Source organism: Peribacillus sp. P4_B1 (genome assembly GCF_056402395.1).
The window spans coordinates 1-13,458 of the sequence record NZ_JBFUHM010000053.1 but is presented as its reverse complement, the minus strand read 5'-3'; the positions used below and the strand labels follow the sequence as shown (position 1 = coordinate 13,458).

The following is a 13,458-nucleotide window of genomic DNA, read 5'->3' as shown; positions in this document are numbered from 1 at the left end:
GACGGGGTCGAAAGAATGAGATAAAATATTTTCAGAATATTCTTTTTATTCGGATATCATTTTTGTTTAAAAGAACATACAAAACAAGGGGGTTTCAAATGAAGAATAAAAAGCTGGCAGGAGTGTTTCTATCACTTTCATTGGTTGCAGGGGCGCTCGCAGGCTGTGGTGGCGACGTGAAAACCAGCAGTTCAGGCGGGAGTTCATCCAAATCGGGTGACACAATCAAAATTGGGGCCAACCTTGAATTGTCCGGAGGTACGGCATCATTCGGCCAATCGGCCGCAGATGGTTTGAAACTGGCCATCGATGAAATTAATAAAGAGGGCATCGACGGTAAGAAACTGGAAATCGTTAAGGTTGATAATAAATCAGATGCAGCAGAAGCTACAAGCGGTTCGATTAAGTTAGTCAGTCAGGACAAGGTTGTTGCTGTAGTCGGATCAGCGACAAGCACAAATACATTGGCACAGGTTCAGGTCGCACAGGATAATAAAGTTCCTCTACTTACACCAACTGCAACAAATCCCGACATCACCAATAAAGCTGGAAAGCTGAATGATTATGTGTTCAGAACTTGCTTTATCGATCCATTCCAAGGTACGGTTGCAGCCAATTTCGCATCCGACGAAATAGGGGCGAAGACGGCTGCGATCTATGTGGACAGCGCAAGTGATTATTCTAAAGGGTTGGCCGCAGCTTTTAAAGAAGCGTTCACTGCCAAGGGCGGTAAAATCGTTGCAGAAGAAGCTTATGTTACAAAAGATACTGATTTCCGCTCTACATTGACAAGGATCAAATCCGCAAAACCAGAGTTCGTTTTCCTTCCTGGTTATTATGAAGAAGTCGGATTGATCTTAAAGCAGGCCCGTGAGGACGGGATGGACCTTCCGTTCATGGGCGGAGACGGCTGGGATTCCCCGAAGGTCGTTGAAATTGCCGGAGCTGAGGCGTTAAAAAATACCTATATTACGAATCACTATTCCCCAGAAGATGAAGATCCAAAAATTCAGGATTTCGTTGCCGCCTTCAAAAAGGAATACAATAAAACACCGGATGCTTTTGCCGCACTTGGCTATGATACTGGGTACTACTTGGCAGATGCCATCAAAAGGTCTGGAGATGCCTCTCCCAAAAAAATCAGACAAGCGTTGGAAGAAGTCAAAGATCTTAAATTAGTTTCCGGAACGCTGAACCTTGATGAAAATCATGATCCGATCAAATCGGCGACCATTCTGGAATATGTAGATGGCAAACAAACATTCAAGACAAAAATCAATCCATAATACCTTATGTGGATAGGGGGCAGCACCCCCTATTCTATATTCACTTAAATAACGCCTTATCGGGGAGAGTGGAATATGGAACTGATTCAGCAATTGGTAAATGGCATTTCACTCGGCAGCATTTATGCATTGATTGCGCTTGGCTATACGATGGTATATGGGATCGTCAAGCTGATAAACTTCGCCCATGGCGACGTATTCATGGTTGGTTCATTTGTAGGGTTTTACGCCATAACCGTTATGGACTTATCCTTCATCCCGGCTTTATTGATTTCGATGGTCACTTGTGCCATCTTTGGCGTTTTAATTGAAAGGATCGCTTATAAACCCCTTCGTAATGCAACACGGATTGCGGCATTGATAACTGCCATCGGTGTTTCCCTTCTGATAGAAAATGGGCTGATTTACATCCGGGGCGCCCAGCCGGAAGCCTATCCAAATAATGTCCTTCCGATGGATAAACTCGATATATTCGGCGTTTCCATCAGCAGTCAATCGATATTGATCTTATCTGTATCCATCATTTTAATGATCATCCTACAATTCGTTGTCCATAAAACCAAAATCGGCAAAGCGATGCGTGCCGTTTCATTCGATTCCGAAACGGCTAAGCTTATGGGAATCAATGTGAATCATACGATTTCAGCTACCTTCGCCATAGGCTCGGCTTTGGCAGGGGCGGCCGGTGTCATTTTGGGAATCTACTATATTAAAATCGAGCCGTTGATGGGCGTCCTTCCTGGCCTTAAAGCGTTTGTGGCCGCAGTACTGGGCGGTATCGGCATCATTCCGGGAGCGATGGTAGGCGGATTGCTGCTTGGAGTCATCGAGGCCTTGGTCAGTGCCGCCGGTTACTCTTTATGGCGCGATGGTGTGGCTTTCATCGTTCTTATCTTGATTTTGATTTTCTTGCCGCAGGGTCTATTCGGTAAAAACAACGATTACTTTAAAGAATTCAAACCGCCGTTGGGCGTTTTTTTTGTGGGGAAATGAAGCTTGGGAGATGGGAAATATACAAGGTAGCTTAAAATGGACAGGAGATTCATGCATGATTTTATGCATTCAAAATAGTATTATTCAATTTTGATATAGGAATTAAGACTAAAGAGGAGCGAGAAAACTGGGTTTAATTCCCTATCAGTATACTTGTATTTTGGTAAAAATGTAATTAATAGGAAGGGTAAAATGAGAGAATGAATAAATTTTTTTGAGCAATAAATGAGGATTTTACAATTTCAATATAATTAAATTATCAGTTTTTTCTGAATATATCCATTGTTTTCGCAATATTTAAAATATATAAAGATAAAAATGGTGTTGTGCTCCCTGTGAAAAATATACTATTTGGCGAAATATTCTCATAATTATTGTATAGACGGAATGAAAATTATGCGGTAAACTATTTTTCGAAATATTAATTTAATTTAGAAGATTTAATCTAATCAATTTTTTCTGGGGCATCTTGAATAAATATTCATGCATCAGAGCTATGATTACAAAATGGGGGGATTATTTTGAAGAAGAAAAAATTAGCAGGGGCATTCCTTTCTCTAACACTTGCTGCAGGAGTTCTAGCGGGTTGTTCCGGCTCCGGTTCATCAGATAAAACAAGCGGGGACGGTGATACGATCAAGATCGGTGTCAACCTTGAATTATCAGGCGGTGTAGCCTCATATGGTCAATCAATTTCGGAAGGCCTGGAACTTGCGACTGCAGAAATCAATAAAGAAGGCATTGACGGAAAAAAAATCAAACTAATAAAAGTCGATAATAAATCTGAAGCGTCCGAAGCGACTAGCGGCGCAATCAAGCTGACATCACAAGATAAGGTTGCAGCGATCGTGGGTGCAGCGACAAGCACGAACTCGATTGCACAAGTGCAGATTGCACAAGATAATAAAGTGCCGGTCATCTCACCTTCTGGTACAAGCCCTGAAATCACTTTCAGCAAGGATAAATTGAATGATTACATTTTCAGGACAAGCTTCATCGATCCTTTCCAAGGAACGGTTGCTGCGAATTTTGCCACTAAAGAAATCAAAGCGAAAAGTGCGGCCATCTATATTGACAGCGCAAGTGATTATTCAAAAGGATTAGCTGCAGCCTTTAAAGAACAATTCGAAAAAAATGGCGGAAAGATCGTAGCCCAGGAAGCTTACATTGCGAAGGATACGGATTTCCGTTCCACATTGACTCGTTTGAAATCGGCAAAACCTGATTTCATCTTCCTGCCTGGTTACTATGAGGAAGCTGGTCTGATCGTGAAGCAGGCGCGTGAAACTGGACTTGACGTCCCATTCATGGGCGGAGACGGCTGGGACTCTCCTAAGCTAGTTGAAATTGCCGGTGCAAAAGCGCTTAATCACACGTTCATAACGAACCATTATTCTTCAGGTGACCCTGATGAGAAAATTCAGAAATTTGTGTCAGCATTTAAAGCGAAGTACAAAGATAAATCCCCGGATGCATTTAACGCTCTAGGATATGACACAGGATACTTCCTTGCCGATGCGATCAAACGTGCCGGTTCAGCCGATTCAGAAAAAATTAAAGAAGCGCTGGAAAAAACGAAAGACCTTGAGCTTGTAACGGGTACTTTTACATTGGATGAAAAACATAATCCGATCAAATCCGCTACAATCCTTGAATTTAAAGAGGGAAAACAAGTATTTAACACAAAAATCAATCCTTAATTTCGGAGAATAACTCCAACCCTTTCGCCGGCCCTTCGTCATAAGAGAAGGTGCTGGCGAATTCTCATTTTTCAGGTATACCAGGTCACTGAACTTCCCCTTGGCGGAATGCAAAGATTCTGGACTAATCACATTATAAAATTAGATTTTTCAAGGAGAGTCGAACATGGAATTGATACAGCAGTTAATAAACGGAGTTTCACTAGGAAGTATTTATGCCCTTATCGCTCTCGGTTATACGATGGTTTACGGGATTGTTAAATTGATAAACTTTGCACATGGTGATGTCTTCATGGTCGGCTCATTCGTTGGATTTTACTCGATAACGGTTCTGGATCTTTCATTTGTGCCAGCTCTATTAATCTCGATGACGATCTGTGCGCTCTTTGGAGTGATAATCGAGCGTATCGCATACAAGCCATTACGAAACGCTACGCGTATTGCAGCACTTATCACGGCCATCGGGGTCTCCCTTTTGATCGAATACGGATTCATCTACGTCCGTGGTGCACAGCCGGAAGCTTACCCGAATGATGTATTGCCGACGGACARGTTCAATATCTTTGGAGTTTCCATCAATAGTCAATCGGTTTTGATTTTTGGAGTGGCTGTAGTCCTGATGATCATTCTTCAAATCATCGTTCATAAAACAAAAATAGGAAAAGCCATGCGTGCCGTTTCATTCGATGCGGATGCAGCCAAGCTGATGGGGATCAATGTTAATAACACGATTTCTGCCACCTTTGCAATCGGCTCCGCTTTAGCTGGGGCAGCAGGCGTCATTTTCGGCATTTATTATATTAAGATCGAACCGCTAATGGGTGTGCTTCCGGGGTTGAAGGCATTTGTCGCCGCCGTACTTGGAGGGATCGGGATTATACCGGGCGCCATGGTCGGAGGCTTATTACTTGGTGTCATCGAGGCTTTGGTCAGTGCCGCCGGTTACTCATTATGGCGTGATGCGGTAGCCTTCGTCGTACTGATTCTTATCTTGATTTTCATGCCACAAGGCTTATTCGGTAAAAACAAAAAAGAAAAAGTATAGGGGAGACAAAGCAATGACTACATTTAAGCGGGCAAAAGGTTTTTGGCTCTCGATTTTACTATCATTGATCTTTTTCGCCGTAGTTCAAGTGTTAATCGGCGGCGGATCGCTAAATCCTTTTTATCAAAATACGCTCATGTTCATCGGGATCAATATCATTCTGGCAGCGAGCCTTCACTTGATCATCGGGATAACAGGGCAGTTTTCCATCGGACATGCCGGATTCCTGGCAGTCGGAGCCTATGCTTCAGCCGTTATGACCATGAAGCTTGACATGCCTTTTGTTGCAGCATTGATAGTGGGCGGTTTGGCGGCAGCGCTGGCAGGATTGATCATCGGAATCCCAAGCTTACGTTTAAAAGGTGACTACTTGGCGATTGCCACCCTCGGTTTTGGGGAAATCGTCCGGATCGTGCTTTTGAATATCGATTATGTTGGCGGGGCAAGCGGGATGCAGGTATCCCATTTGACCACTTGGCCTTGGGTATTCGCTTCCGTTATCGTTACGATCATCGTCATCAGGAACTTCACAAGTTCGACACATGGCAGAGCCTGCATATCGATCCGTGAGGACGAGACGGCTGCCGATTCGATGGGGATCAATACGACCTATTACAAAGTTGTCGCGTTTGCGATCGGTGCCTTTTTCGCCGGAATTGCTGGAGGGCTTTACGCTCATAACTTCTACATCATCCAGCCATCCAACTTCGGATTCCTGAAGTCATTCGATATCTTGATCTTAGTCGTACTTGGCGGCCTTGGAAGTCTTTCAGGAGCCGTATTGGCGGCCATCTTACTGACTGTGGTCACGACATTCCTTCAAGATTATCCTGAAACGCGAATGATCATTTATAGCCTTGTGCTAATCGTCATGATGATCTATCGTCCACAAGGTTTAATGGGGACAAAAGAAATAACATCCATGTTCAAACGTAAAGGAGGCAGCAGCCATGAAAATAAAAACACCGCTGCTTAAAGTCGATTCGGTCGGCATCCAGTTCGGGGGGCTAAAAGCCGTTTCTGATGTTAACGTCGAGCTGTACCCTGGGGAATTGGTTGGCTTGATTGGACCGAACGGAGCAGGGAAAACGACTTTTTTTAACTTACTGACAGGGGTATACGTCCCGACGGAGGGAACGATTTCTTTAAAAGGGGAGGACTTGAGAAAAAAGCCTCCATATAAAATCACACAAAAAGGCATCAGCCGGACATTCCAGAACATTCGCTTATTCAGTGAACTATCCGTGATCGATAATGTAAAGGTGGCCTATCATTCCCTTTCGAAGCATAACATTTTAAGCTCGATCTTCCGGATGCCAATCCATTTTAAAGGCGAAAAGGAAATGGATGAAAAGGCGATTGAGTTCCTGAAGATTTTCAACCTTGATCAATATAAGGATGAAAAGGCTAAGAACCTGCCATATGGCAAACAAAGACGTTTGGAAATTGCCCGTGCACTTGCTGCCAACCCGAAACTGCTTTTGCTGGACGAACCGGCAGCGGGAATGAACCCTCAGGAGACGCACGAGCTCATGAACCTGATTGCCCTCATCCGTGAGAAATTTGATTTGACCGTATTATTGATTGAACATGATATGCCGCTCGTCATGGGTGTTTGCGAACGCATATATGTACTCGATCACGGACAGCTGATCGCTCAAGGCAAGCCAGAGGAAATCCGTAACAATCCAAAAGTCATCGAGGCCTATCTGGGCGAGGAGGTTTCATAATGTTAAAAATCGAGGGCATTAACGTCTATTATGGAAACATTCAAGCCTTGAAAGGAATCTCGCTTTCTATTAATGAAGGTGAAATCGTTACCCTGATCGGGGCAAACGGAGCGGGGAAAAGCACGATGCTGAAAACCATTTCCGGACTGTTAAAACCAAAACAGGGGAAAATCATGTATGAAGGGCAATCCATCGGCGGAAAGGCCGCACAATCCATCGTGAAAATGGGCATCTCCCATGTACCTGAAGGCCGACGTGTATTTGCTAATATGACCGTTGAAGAGAACCTTCAGCTTGGTGCCTATTTACGCAAAGATAAGGCAGGCATCAAGCAGGACATGGAGAAAGTCTATGAATTATTCCCGCGTTTGCTTGAGCGCCTGAAACAGCAATCCGGAACCCTTTCCGGCGGTGAACAGCAAATGCTCGCAATGGGCAGGGCACTCATGGCCAAGCCCCGGCTTTTGTTGTTGGACGAGCCATCCATGGGACTCGCCCCATTATTGGTGAAGCAAATCTTTCATATCATCGAAGAAATCAATAAAACAGGTACAACGATTCTGCTGGTTGAACAAAATGCCAACCTTGCCCTATCCATCGCGGACAGAGCCTATGTTGTCGAAACCGGCCGAATTGTCCTATCAGGCAAATCAGAGGAATTGACCGCAAGCGAAGAAATCAAGAATGCCTATTTAGGAGGACATTAAACCGCTTTATAGCGGATTCAAACTGCAGACAAACTCGAAGAAAAGCGAGTTTGCCTGCAGTTTTTTTATTTCAAAAAAGTGCCAGTTGATTTCAGAAATCCGCTCTCTTTCCGCCGATTGTCTGCAAAGCCTTATCAAAGTAAGCGGCTTTGGGGTCCCGGCTAGCCAGTAATTCGCAGGAGTGTCGCAAATTTCTTCAATCTAGTGTTTCATCCATATAAAAAGTAAAAAACATGAAGGATAAACAAGTCTTCTTTTATAAAAGGATTCGGGGTGAGATACTTCGGCCCCCTTTTTTAGACAAAAGTGTTTATATTTGAATGAGTTGATTGGAACGGAAGGTACGAGACTCCTGCGCGGAAAGCGAGTGCCTGGAGTGGAAATCAAAGTACAAATTTTAAAGTAATCAATTATTATCAAGTTTGTCTATAGTCAACCGCTTTGTTTTAAAATTAGATAGAACCACTTTTGTCGACAAACTGAAACCGCTTATAGCGGTTTTTTCCTATTGGAAAATATGTAATTTTACTAGATAAAAAGGTTAGTAAAACCAAATCACTCGGTATACAATCTAGATAGGGATAATAGTAGAATGGGTTCATGTCAAAACCTCATCCATAGCTATTCTTAATCATATTTTTTGGAGTGATTTCATGCACAAACTTATTCAGGCCTTACTGCCGGTTCTACTGCTATTTATGATTCTGCCAATCTGCCAGCCGGATGCTGCATCTGCAGAAGAAATCCCGCAATCCGATGGTGTCATCGTCAAATATAAAGAGACGAATGATGAACCGATCAACGACTTGATAGAAAAGGTCGAGGTCCCTAAAGGGGAAACGACCGACAACGTTATCGAGGAACTTGAAGAACAGAAGAATGTGGAATATGCAGAGCCAAACTATCTTTTCAAGAAGATGAACAGTCCGAACGACCCTGCCTATAAAGACCAGTGGCATCATAAAACGCTCGGAACGAATGCAGCATGGACAAAAACCATGGGCTCAAAGGAAATGATCGTAGCCATTATTGACGATGGGATCGATCGTAACCACGCTGATTTAAAAGGGAAAATCGTCAATGCCTATGATACGGTACGCAATCGGAAGAATATCGTACCAAAAGGGGAGCATGGAACGCATATCGCTGGCATCATTGCAGGTTCTGCAAACAACGGCATTGGCGGAGCGGGTGTTGCTCCTAACGTAAAACTCATGCCGATCAACGTTTTTGATGGCGAATATGCCAATACGGCCGATATCATTGACGCCATTCATTTTGCCGTACAGCACAAGGCTAACATCATCAATATGAGCCTGGGAGACACCAGTTATTCGGAGGCGTTGAACAAGGCCGTCCAAGAAGCCTATAAAAAAGGCGTCCTGATCGTCGCAGCTGCCGGGAATGAAGGTGATATGGGCAAAAATGTACAGCGTGTGTATCCAGCTGCATACAGCCATGTCATTTCCGTTGCCGCCACTGACTCAAGGGACAAGCGTGCCAGTTATTCCAACTACCATTCAACAGTGGATATTGCAGCCCCTGGAGATGATATCCTTTCAACCTTACCGGATGGTAAATACGGCTGGATGAGCGGAACATCGATGGCCACGCCGATGGTGACGGGTGTAGCGGCACTGATTTGGTCGTATGAGCCCAAGCTCAACAAATCGGAGGTCGAATACCGCCTATATGATTCAGCCGTGGACCTCGGTGCAAAAGGGAAAGACATCTACTATGGAAACGGGCGGCTCAATGCCAAAAAAGCGCTGGAAATGAAGACGCTGACCAAACCGGCCGTGACCGAGATTTCCGATAGGGACACCAAGATGAATGGGAAAATCCCAACTGATTTCAAAACGGGGACCGTCTCCATTTATACCGATAAAAAACAACTCGCCACAGTGAAGATCAACGGCGAAAAGTCGTTTACAGCGTCCATCGAAAAACAAACAGCCGGCACGACCGTCTCTACAAGGGTCATCGATAAATCGGGAAATAAAAGTATACCCGTTTCATTTAAAGTGGCCGATAAAACGGCTCCCTTAAAACCGTCAGTAAATACGGTAGGAGACAATACCGTTAAAGTAGCGGGAAAAGCGGAAGCGGGATCTGCAGTCACTGTCAAAAATGGCAGTACGGTCCTTGGCAAAGCAAATTCCAATAGCGCCGGGAATTTCACCGTAACGATATCAAAGAAACAAAAAGCAGGAAAAGTCCTATCGGTTACAGCAACCGATAAAGCAGGAAATACAAGCTCAGCCAATACAGTGACCGTCGCAGACAAAACAGCACCAAGTAAACCTACGGTCAACACGGTCACGACAAAAACGACAAAAGTAACAGGCAAAGCAGAAGCCAACTCCACTGTCTCCATCAAAGCATCAGGAAAAGTGATCGGCTCTGCCACAGCAACGAATAAAGGCACTTTCTCGGTTAAAATCCCCAAGCAAAAAGCAGGGAAAAACCTATATACCTATGCCAAAGACAAAGCGAAAAACGTAAGCGAATCAAGGAAAGTCACGGTTAAAAAGTGATATGAAAATAGGAACAGCCCCCATAATAAGTACTGGGGGCTGTACTTGTATCACTCTTGTTTTGGGTCAAAAAAAAGAAGCAATAGCGAATATTGCTTCTTTGCTCATCTGTTGTTTCATCTACTTTGCAATATCGTCCTACACGAAATACTTTAAATTTCACCTTCTTCAAGCCTCCTATTATATTCAATTTTACTTATTAATCCTTTTGCATTACAGGTAAGACAATCTGTGTAAATATCGTAGGCCCCCGTACCTGCACAAACATGGCATTTAACATGAGTTTCTGGTATATCCTTTTGCATGAATGAAAAAAGTTTTCCAATATACTGCAGAATAAGCATTCCCAAAACTCCTTTTTTTTTTAATCATACAACAAAAAAAGGCGAAACCTACATGAAATACAATATCATTACTTAAATCAAATAAAACCATTACATACTTTACATTGAATTAAAAAATCGCCTCGATAGATTCAAGGTTATTTTATTAGGTTGAGATAAAATTGTTCGTTGCCGTAAAGTTTTGTTCCAACTCTCCCTTTAAATCAAAGGCTGTTTTCACATACTTTGTTGCTATTTACCAGGTAGTGAGTTGTGGTTGATTTCCCCTCCAGATGCTCGCTTTCCTTGGTGCGGGCGGTGGCCTCCTCGGCGTAAACGCCTGTGGGGTCTCACCTGTCCCGCTGCTCCCGCAGGAGTCTCGCACTTCCGCTCCAATCAACCTTAAATAGTTTCGTTTTAAAAACAACAATCTTTACGAAAAGAGCCAAATCAAAAAAGCCGCTCAAATGGAACGGCCTAACTTTCCTTTATAAACTATCAGGAAGTTTGTCTACTGCATAATTTAATGTTTATGGGCTTTGGGAAACCTGTGGGATATTATAATCCGGATATAATTATTTTTTTCTCAAAATCCATAGGTAAGCCAATATTGAAATCCCCACAGAGACTGCTGCCATTATGTAAATGCTAATATACCCAAATAGATAGCCGATTTGGCCGAAGAGGATGGCACCGCAACCGATTCCAAGATCAAAGAAGGAATAGAAAGTGGCATTGGCCATGCCCTTTCGATTTCGGGCAGCGTGTTCAAGAGACCACGCTTGAAGAGCCGGTTGGACAGCCCCGAATCCAATGCCATAAAAAATAGCTGCCATATACAGAATCATGTTACTTGGCATCCATGCTAGCAATAGCATCGCCGCTACGATAAAAAGAGCAGATGGAATGAAGACAGCTTGATGTCCTTTTTGATCAAAGATTTTTCCAGCGAACATTCGTGTGAAAATAAGAGCTAAAGCGTAAAGAAAAAAGTATCCTTGAATACCTGTCAGACCTTTTTCGATCGTATAAAGCGGTAAGAAGGTAGCAATCCCGCCAAAAGATACCGTAATGAAAAAAACAAGAACGGACGGAGCAACAGCGCTTTTTTCATAAATGTCAAACCTATTAGTTTTAGCGGGGACAGAAGGATGATCTACATTTTTATAGGTAATTGTTGAAGCCATGATCCAAGCTGCCAGGCTTAATGCCCCGCAAAATAAAAACAAATGCTGAAAGGTTAAAACATCCGCTAAGAAAAGTCCAAATGACGGACCAAAAGCCATCGCCAAATTCCCCGATAAAGTGAAGTATCCCATTCCCTCACCTCGACGCTTTGCTGGAATAAGATCGGAGGCAATCGTACCTGATGCGGTAGTCGTATATCCCCAGCCAATCCCTTGGACAATCCTCATTGCACATAGAAGGAAAATACTCATCATAAATCCAAACGAGCCTATCGCTACAGCCAAAAAGGCTAGACCGAACAGGAAAACAAAACGTCTACCTTTTGTTTCCAGGTCCTGTCCGGCAAAGGGGCGGACAATCAGAGCGGAAAATAAAAACATGCCAGCAACTAACCCAATATACCGTTCATTGCCGCCAAGCTCTTTTACAAAAAGCGGAAGGGTAGGGGAAGTCATTTGAAAGGATAAAAAAACAAAGAAGTTAGCAATGAAAATCATCACAAAATCACGTGTCCAGATTTTATTGGCAACCGGAAGTTCTTCTTTTAACAAGGGTACACCCATAATAGTTATTCTCCTTAATTGATAGTAATTATCATTCTCATTTTACTAGAGTTATAGAAAACAATCTATAAAGAATAGAAATAGAAAATAAGTGATCAAATTATATCTAAGTAATATTGACTAATAGATAGTCTGTAAAATCATAATAGAAACAAAAAATTAGGATGGAGGTCACTTTATATTCAGAAAATACAAAATTTTATTTGTAAATATTAATAAAAATGTTATATTTATGTAAATAAATAAGAGGATAGACTTACGAGGAGGAAATGTTTTTTTAGGTTATGGATATTAGCTCTATATCTTACCTAATTTATATGAAGGTGCTAAGAGGTGACAAAAAGTTAGCTATTACTAAGTCCATTGCCAATAATGGTCTGAATTTCTTATGCCATTTGATCATGTTCCTGCCTCTGTCGAACCCTACTGTAAAGTGTAGTTAACTTTGCATAATACAAACGTAGTTGTAAAAGCCTATCTTTACCGTGAAGTTCTAATGGGAATTAATTAATCAACTTGATAATTATGGTGAAATTGTAGGGTATTTGGGATAGTTGTTAAGAGTTCATATCATTAGTGTGAAATTTTAATTAAGGACCTTTTATTTACCATTTATAAGGTTTATTATCAATGGGGAAATGAGAGATTAAAGGAGTTAATTATGGGTAGACTTACAGAGACTTTAATGGAGACGGTAGAAGATTCTCAAAATAGCAGGAAGAAACCTATGGTTGTTAAACTAAATTCCGAACAACTCGATGAATTTATACAAAGATTTCCAGATGACGGGGAATTTTTTGGTTTAAGCTATCACATTCATGATGATAAGACGGTCACTTTTAACTATAATTCAGATGGTAAACATCTAGAAGTATTGAATTTGGTTAAGTGATTTGTACTTTGGAGTATCCAGCAGGAATGCTGGATTTTTTTTGAGCATAAATAATCTTAATGAGATTTTGTTCAAAGTCGAATGATGTAGATGATAAAACAGCATCTTTGAAACCGGCAGTAAATAAAGGCGATACAACACAACAAAAGTTAATGGAAAAGCGGAACAGGCTCTGCCGTTATTGGTAAAATGGGAGCACTGCGCTATGAAAACAAAAGGGGAGTAAACTGTTATGATGGCGAAATAACAAAAGGCCGGTAAAGTCAATTTCATAAATGCAACCCACTCCCATGTTTCCATATATCGCTACGCCTTTTTCCGCAAATACCATCCGATATTAAGCAAATATGAAAAAAAGCCGCCATAATCGCGACTCTTACTTTCCTGCGTTGTGATATATCATTCGTTTCGTTCGTTATTATTTCTTCCATTCTCCAATGCATACTGCTACTTTCTTAGAACACTTGGGACACGTCAGTGTATCAACTCTATCT

12 protein-coding genes are annotated in these 13,458 nt (G+C 42.3%); 9 read left to right on the top strand and 3 right to left on the bottom strand.

Going from position 1 to position 13,458, the window contains the following annotated elements:
* Positions 1-98: 98 nt before the first annotated feature.
* From AC1DVK_RS22215 to AC1DVK_RS22180, 8 genes are all read left to right on the top strand, one after another.
* The gene (locus AC1DVK_RS22215) at positions 99-1,286 is read left to right on the top strand and encodes an ABC transporter substrate-binding protein (protein WP_089361632.1); all 1,188 of its coding nucleotides are present in this window, start codon (positions 99-101) and stop codon (positions 1,284-1,286) included.
* 75 nt (positions 1,287-1,361) lie between these two features.
* Positions 1,362-2,279: a branched-chain amino acid ABC transporter permease gene (locus AC1DVK_RS22210; protein ID WP_477627395.1), complete on the top strand. Its 918-nt coding sequence runs from the start codon at positions 1,362-1,364 to the stop codon at positions 2,277-2,279.
* Between the two features lie 521 nt (positions 2,280-2,800).
* Positions 2,801-3,979: an ABC transporter substrate-binding protein gene (locus AC1DVK_RS22205; protein WP_410861906.1), complete on the top strand. Its 1,179-nt coding sequence runs from the start codon at positions 2,801-2,803 to the stop codon at positions 3,977-3,979.
* Between the two features lie 166 nt (positions 3,980-4,145).
* A complete protein-coding gene (locus tag AC1DVK_RS22200; protein ID WP_477627394.1) occupies positions 4,146-5,024 on the top strand; it encodes a branched-chain amino acid ABC transporter permease in 879 nt (292 codons plus the stop codon).
* Positions 5,025-5,037: 13 nt separating this feature from the next.
* The gene (locus AC1DVK_RS22195; protein WP_125162139.1) at positions 5,038-6,000 is read left to right on the top strand and encodes a branched-chain amino acid ABC transporter permease; all 963 of its coding nucleotides are present in this window, start codon (positions 5,038-5,040) and stop codon (positions 5,998-6,000) included.
* The gene (locus AC1DVK_RS22190; RefSeq protein WP_089361626.1) at positions 5,975-6,754 is read left to right on the top strand and encodes an ABC transporter ATP-binding protein; all 780 of its coding nucleotides are present in this window, start codon (positions 5,975-5,977) and stop codon (positions 6,752-6,754) included. The genes AC1DVK_RS22195 and AC1DVK_RS22190 overlap by 26 nt, the downstream gene beginning before the upstream one ends.
* A complete protein-coding gene (locus AC1DVK_RS22185) occupies positions 6,754-7,461 on the top strand; it encodes an ABC transporter ATP-binding protein (RefSeq protein ID WP_477627393.1) in 708 nt (235 codons plus the stop codon). The genes AC1DVK_RS22190 and AC1DVK_RS22185 overlap by 1 nt, the downstream gene beginning before the upstream one ends.
* A 653-nt stretch (positions 7,462-8,114) precedes the next feature.
* On the top strand, positions 8,115-9,998 hold the full coding sequence (locus AC1DVK_RS22180) for a S8 family peptidase (RefSeq protein ID WP_477627392.1): 1,884 nt from the start codon (positions 8,115-8,117) through the stop codon (positions 9,996-9,998).
* A 152-nt stretch (positions 9,999-10,150) separates the two neighbouring features.
* On the opposite strand, the gene AC1DVK_RS22175 is transcribed toward AC1DVK_RS22180, so the two are convergent.
* The 3 genes from AC1DVK_RS22175 to AC1DVK_RS22165 form a co-directional block, all read right to left on the bottom strand.
* Positions 10,151-10,342, bottom strand: a complete 192-nt coding sequence (locus AC1DVK_RS22175) for a hypothetical protein (RefSeq protein ID WP_061464205.1) — start codon at positions 10,340-10,342, stop codon at positions 10,151-10,153.
* Positions 10,343-10,577: 235 nt separating this feature from the next.
* Positions 10,578-10,748, bottom strand: a complete 171-nt coding sequence (locus AC1DVK_RS22170; RefSeq protein WP_477627391.1) for a hypothetical protein — start codon at positions 10,746-10,748, stop codon at positions 10,578-10,580.
* A gap of 148 nt (positions 10,749-10,896) precedes the next feature.
* Positions 10,897-12,072 (bottom strand): MFS transporter, encoded by a 1,176-nt coding sequence (locus tag AC1DVK_RS22165; protein ID WP_477627390.1) that lies wholly within the window; start codon positions 12,070-12,072, stop codon positions 10,897-10,899.
* A 661-nt stretch (positions 12,073-12,733) separates the two neighbouring features.
* Here AC1DVK_RS22165 and AC1DVK_RS22160 point away from each other — a divergent pair.
* Positions 12,734-12,964, top strand: a complete 231-nt coding sequence (locus AC1DVK_RS22160) for a hypothetical protein (protein ID WP_477627389.1) — start codon at positions 12,734-12,736, stop codon at positions 12,962-12,964.
* Positions 12,965-13,458: the final 494 nt, after the last annotated feature.

Bases quoted from the DNA above. Each gene is read 5' to 3' on its own strand.
- AC1DVK_RS22215 (WP_089361632.1), top strand. From the start codon at position 99: ATGAAGAATAAAAAGCTGGCAGGAGTGTTTCTATCACTTTCATTGGTT.
- AC1DVK_RS22210 (WP_477627395.1), top strand. From the start codon at position 1,362: ATGGAACTGATTCAGCAATTGGTAAATGGCATTTCACTCGGCAGCATT.
- AC1DVK_RS22195 (WP_125162139.1), top strand. From the start codon at position 5,038: ATGACTACATTTAAGCGGGCAAAAGGTTTTTGGCTCTCGATTTTACTA.
- AC1DVK_RS22190 (WP_089361626.1), top strand. From the start codon at position 5,975: ATGAAAATAAAAACACCGCTGCTTAAAGTCGATTCGGTCGGCATCCAG.
- AC1DVK_RS22185 (WP_477627393.1), top strand. From the start codon at position 6,754: ATGTTAAAAATCGAGGGCATTAACGTCTATTATGGAAACATTCAAGCC.
- AC1DVK_RS22180 (WP_477627392.1), top strand. From the start codon at position 8,115: ATGCACAAACTTATTCAGGCCTTACTGCCGGTTCTACTGCTATTTATG.
- AC1DVK_RS22175 (WP_061464205.1), bottom strand. From the start codon at position 10,342: ATGCTTATTCTGCAGTATATTGGAAAACTTTTTTCATTCATGCAAAAG.
- AC1DVK_RS22165 (WP_477627390.1), bottom strand. From the start codon at position 12,072: ATGGGTGTACCCTTGTTAAAAGAAGAACTTCCGGTTGCCAATAAAATC.
- AC1DVK_RS22160 (WP_477627389.1), top strand. From the start codon at position 12,734: ATGGGTAGACTTACAGAGACTTTAATGGAGACGGTAGAAGATTCTCAA.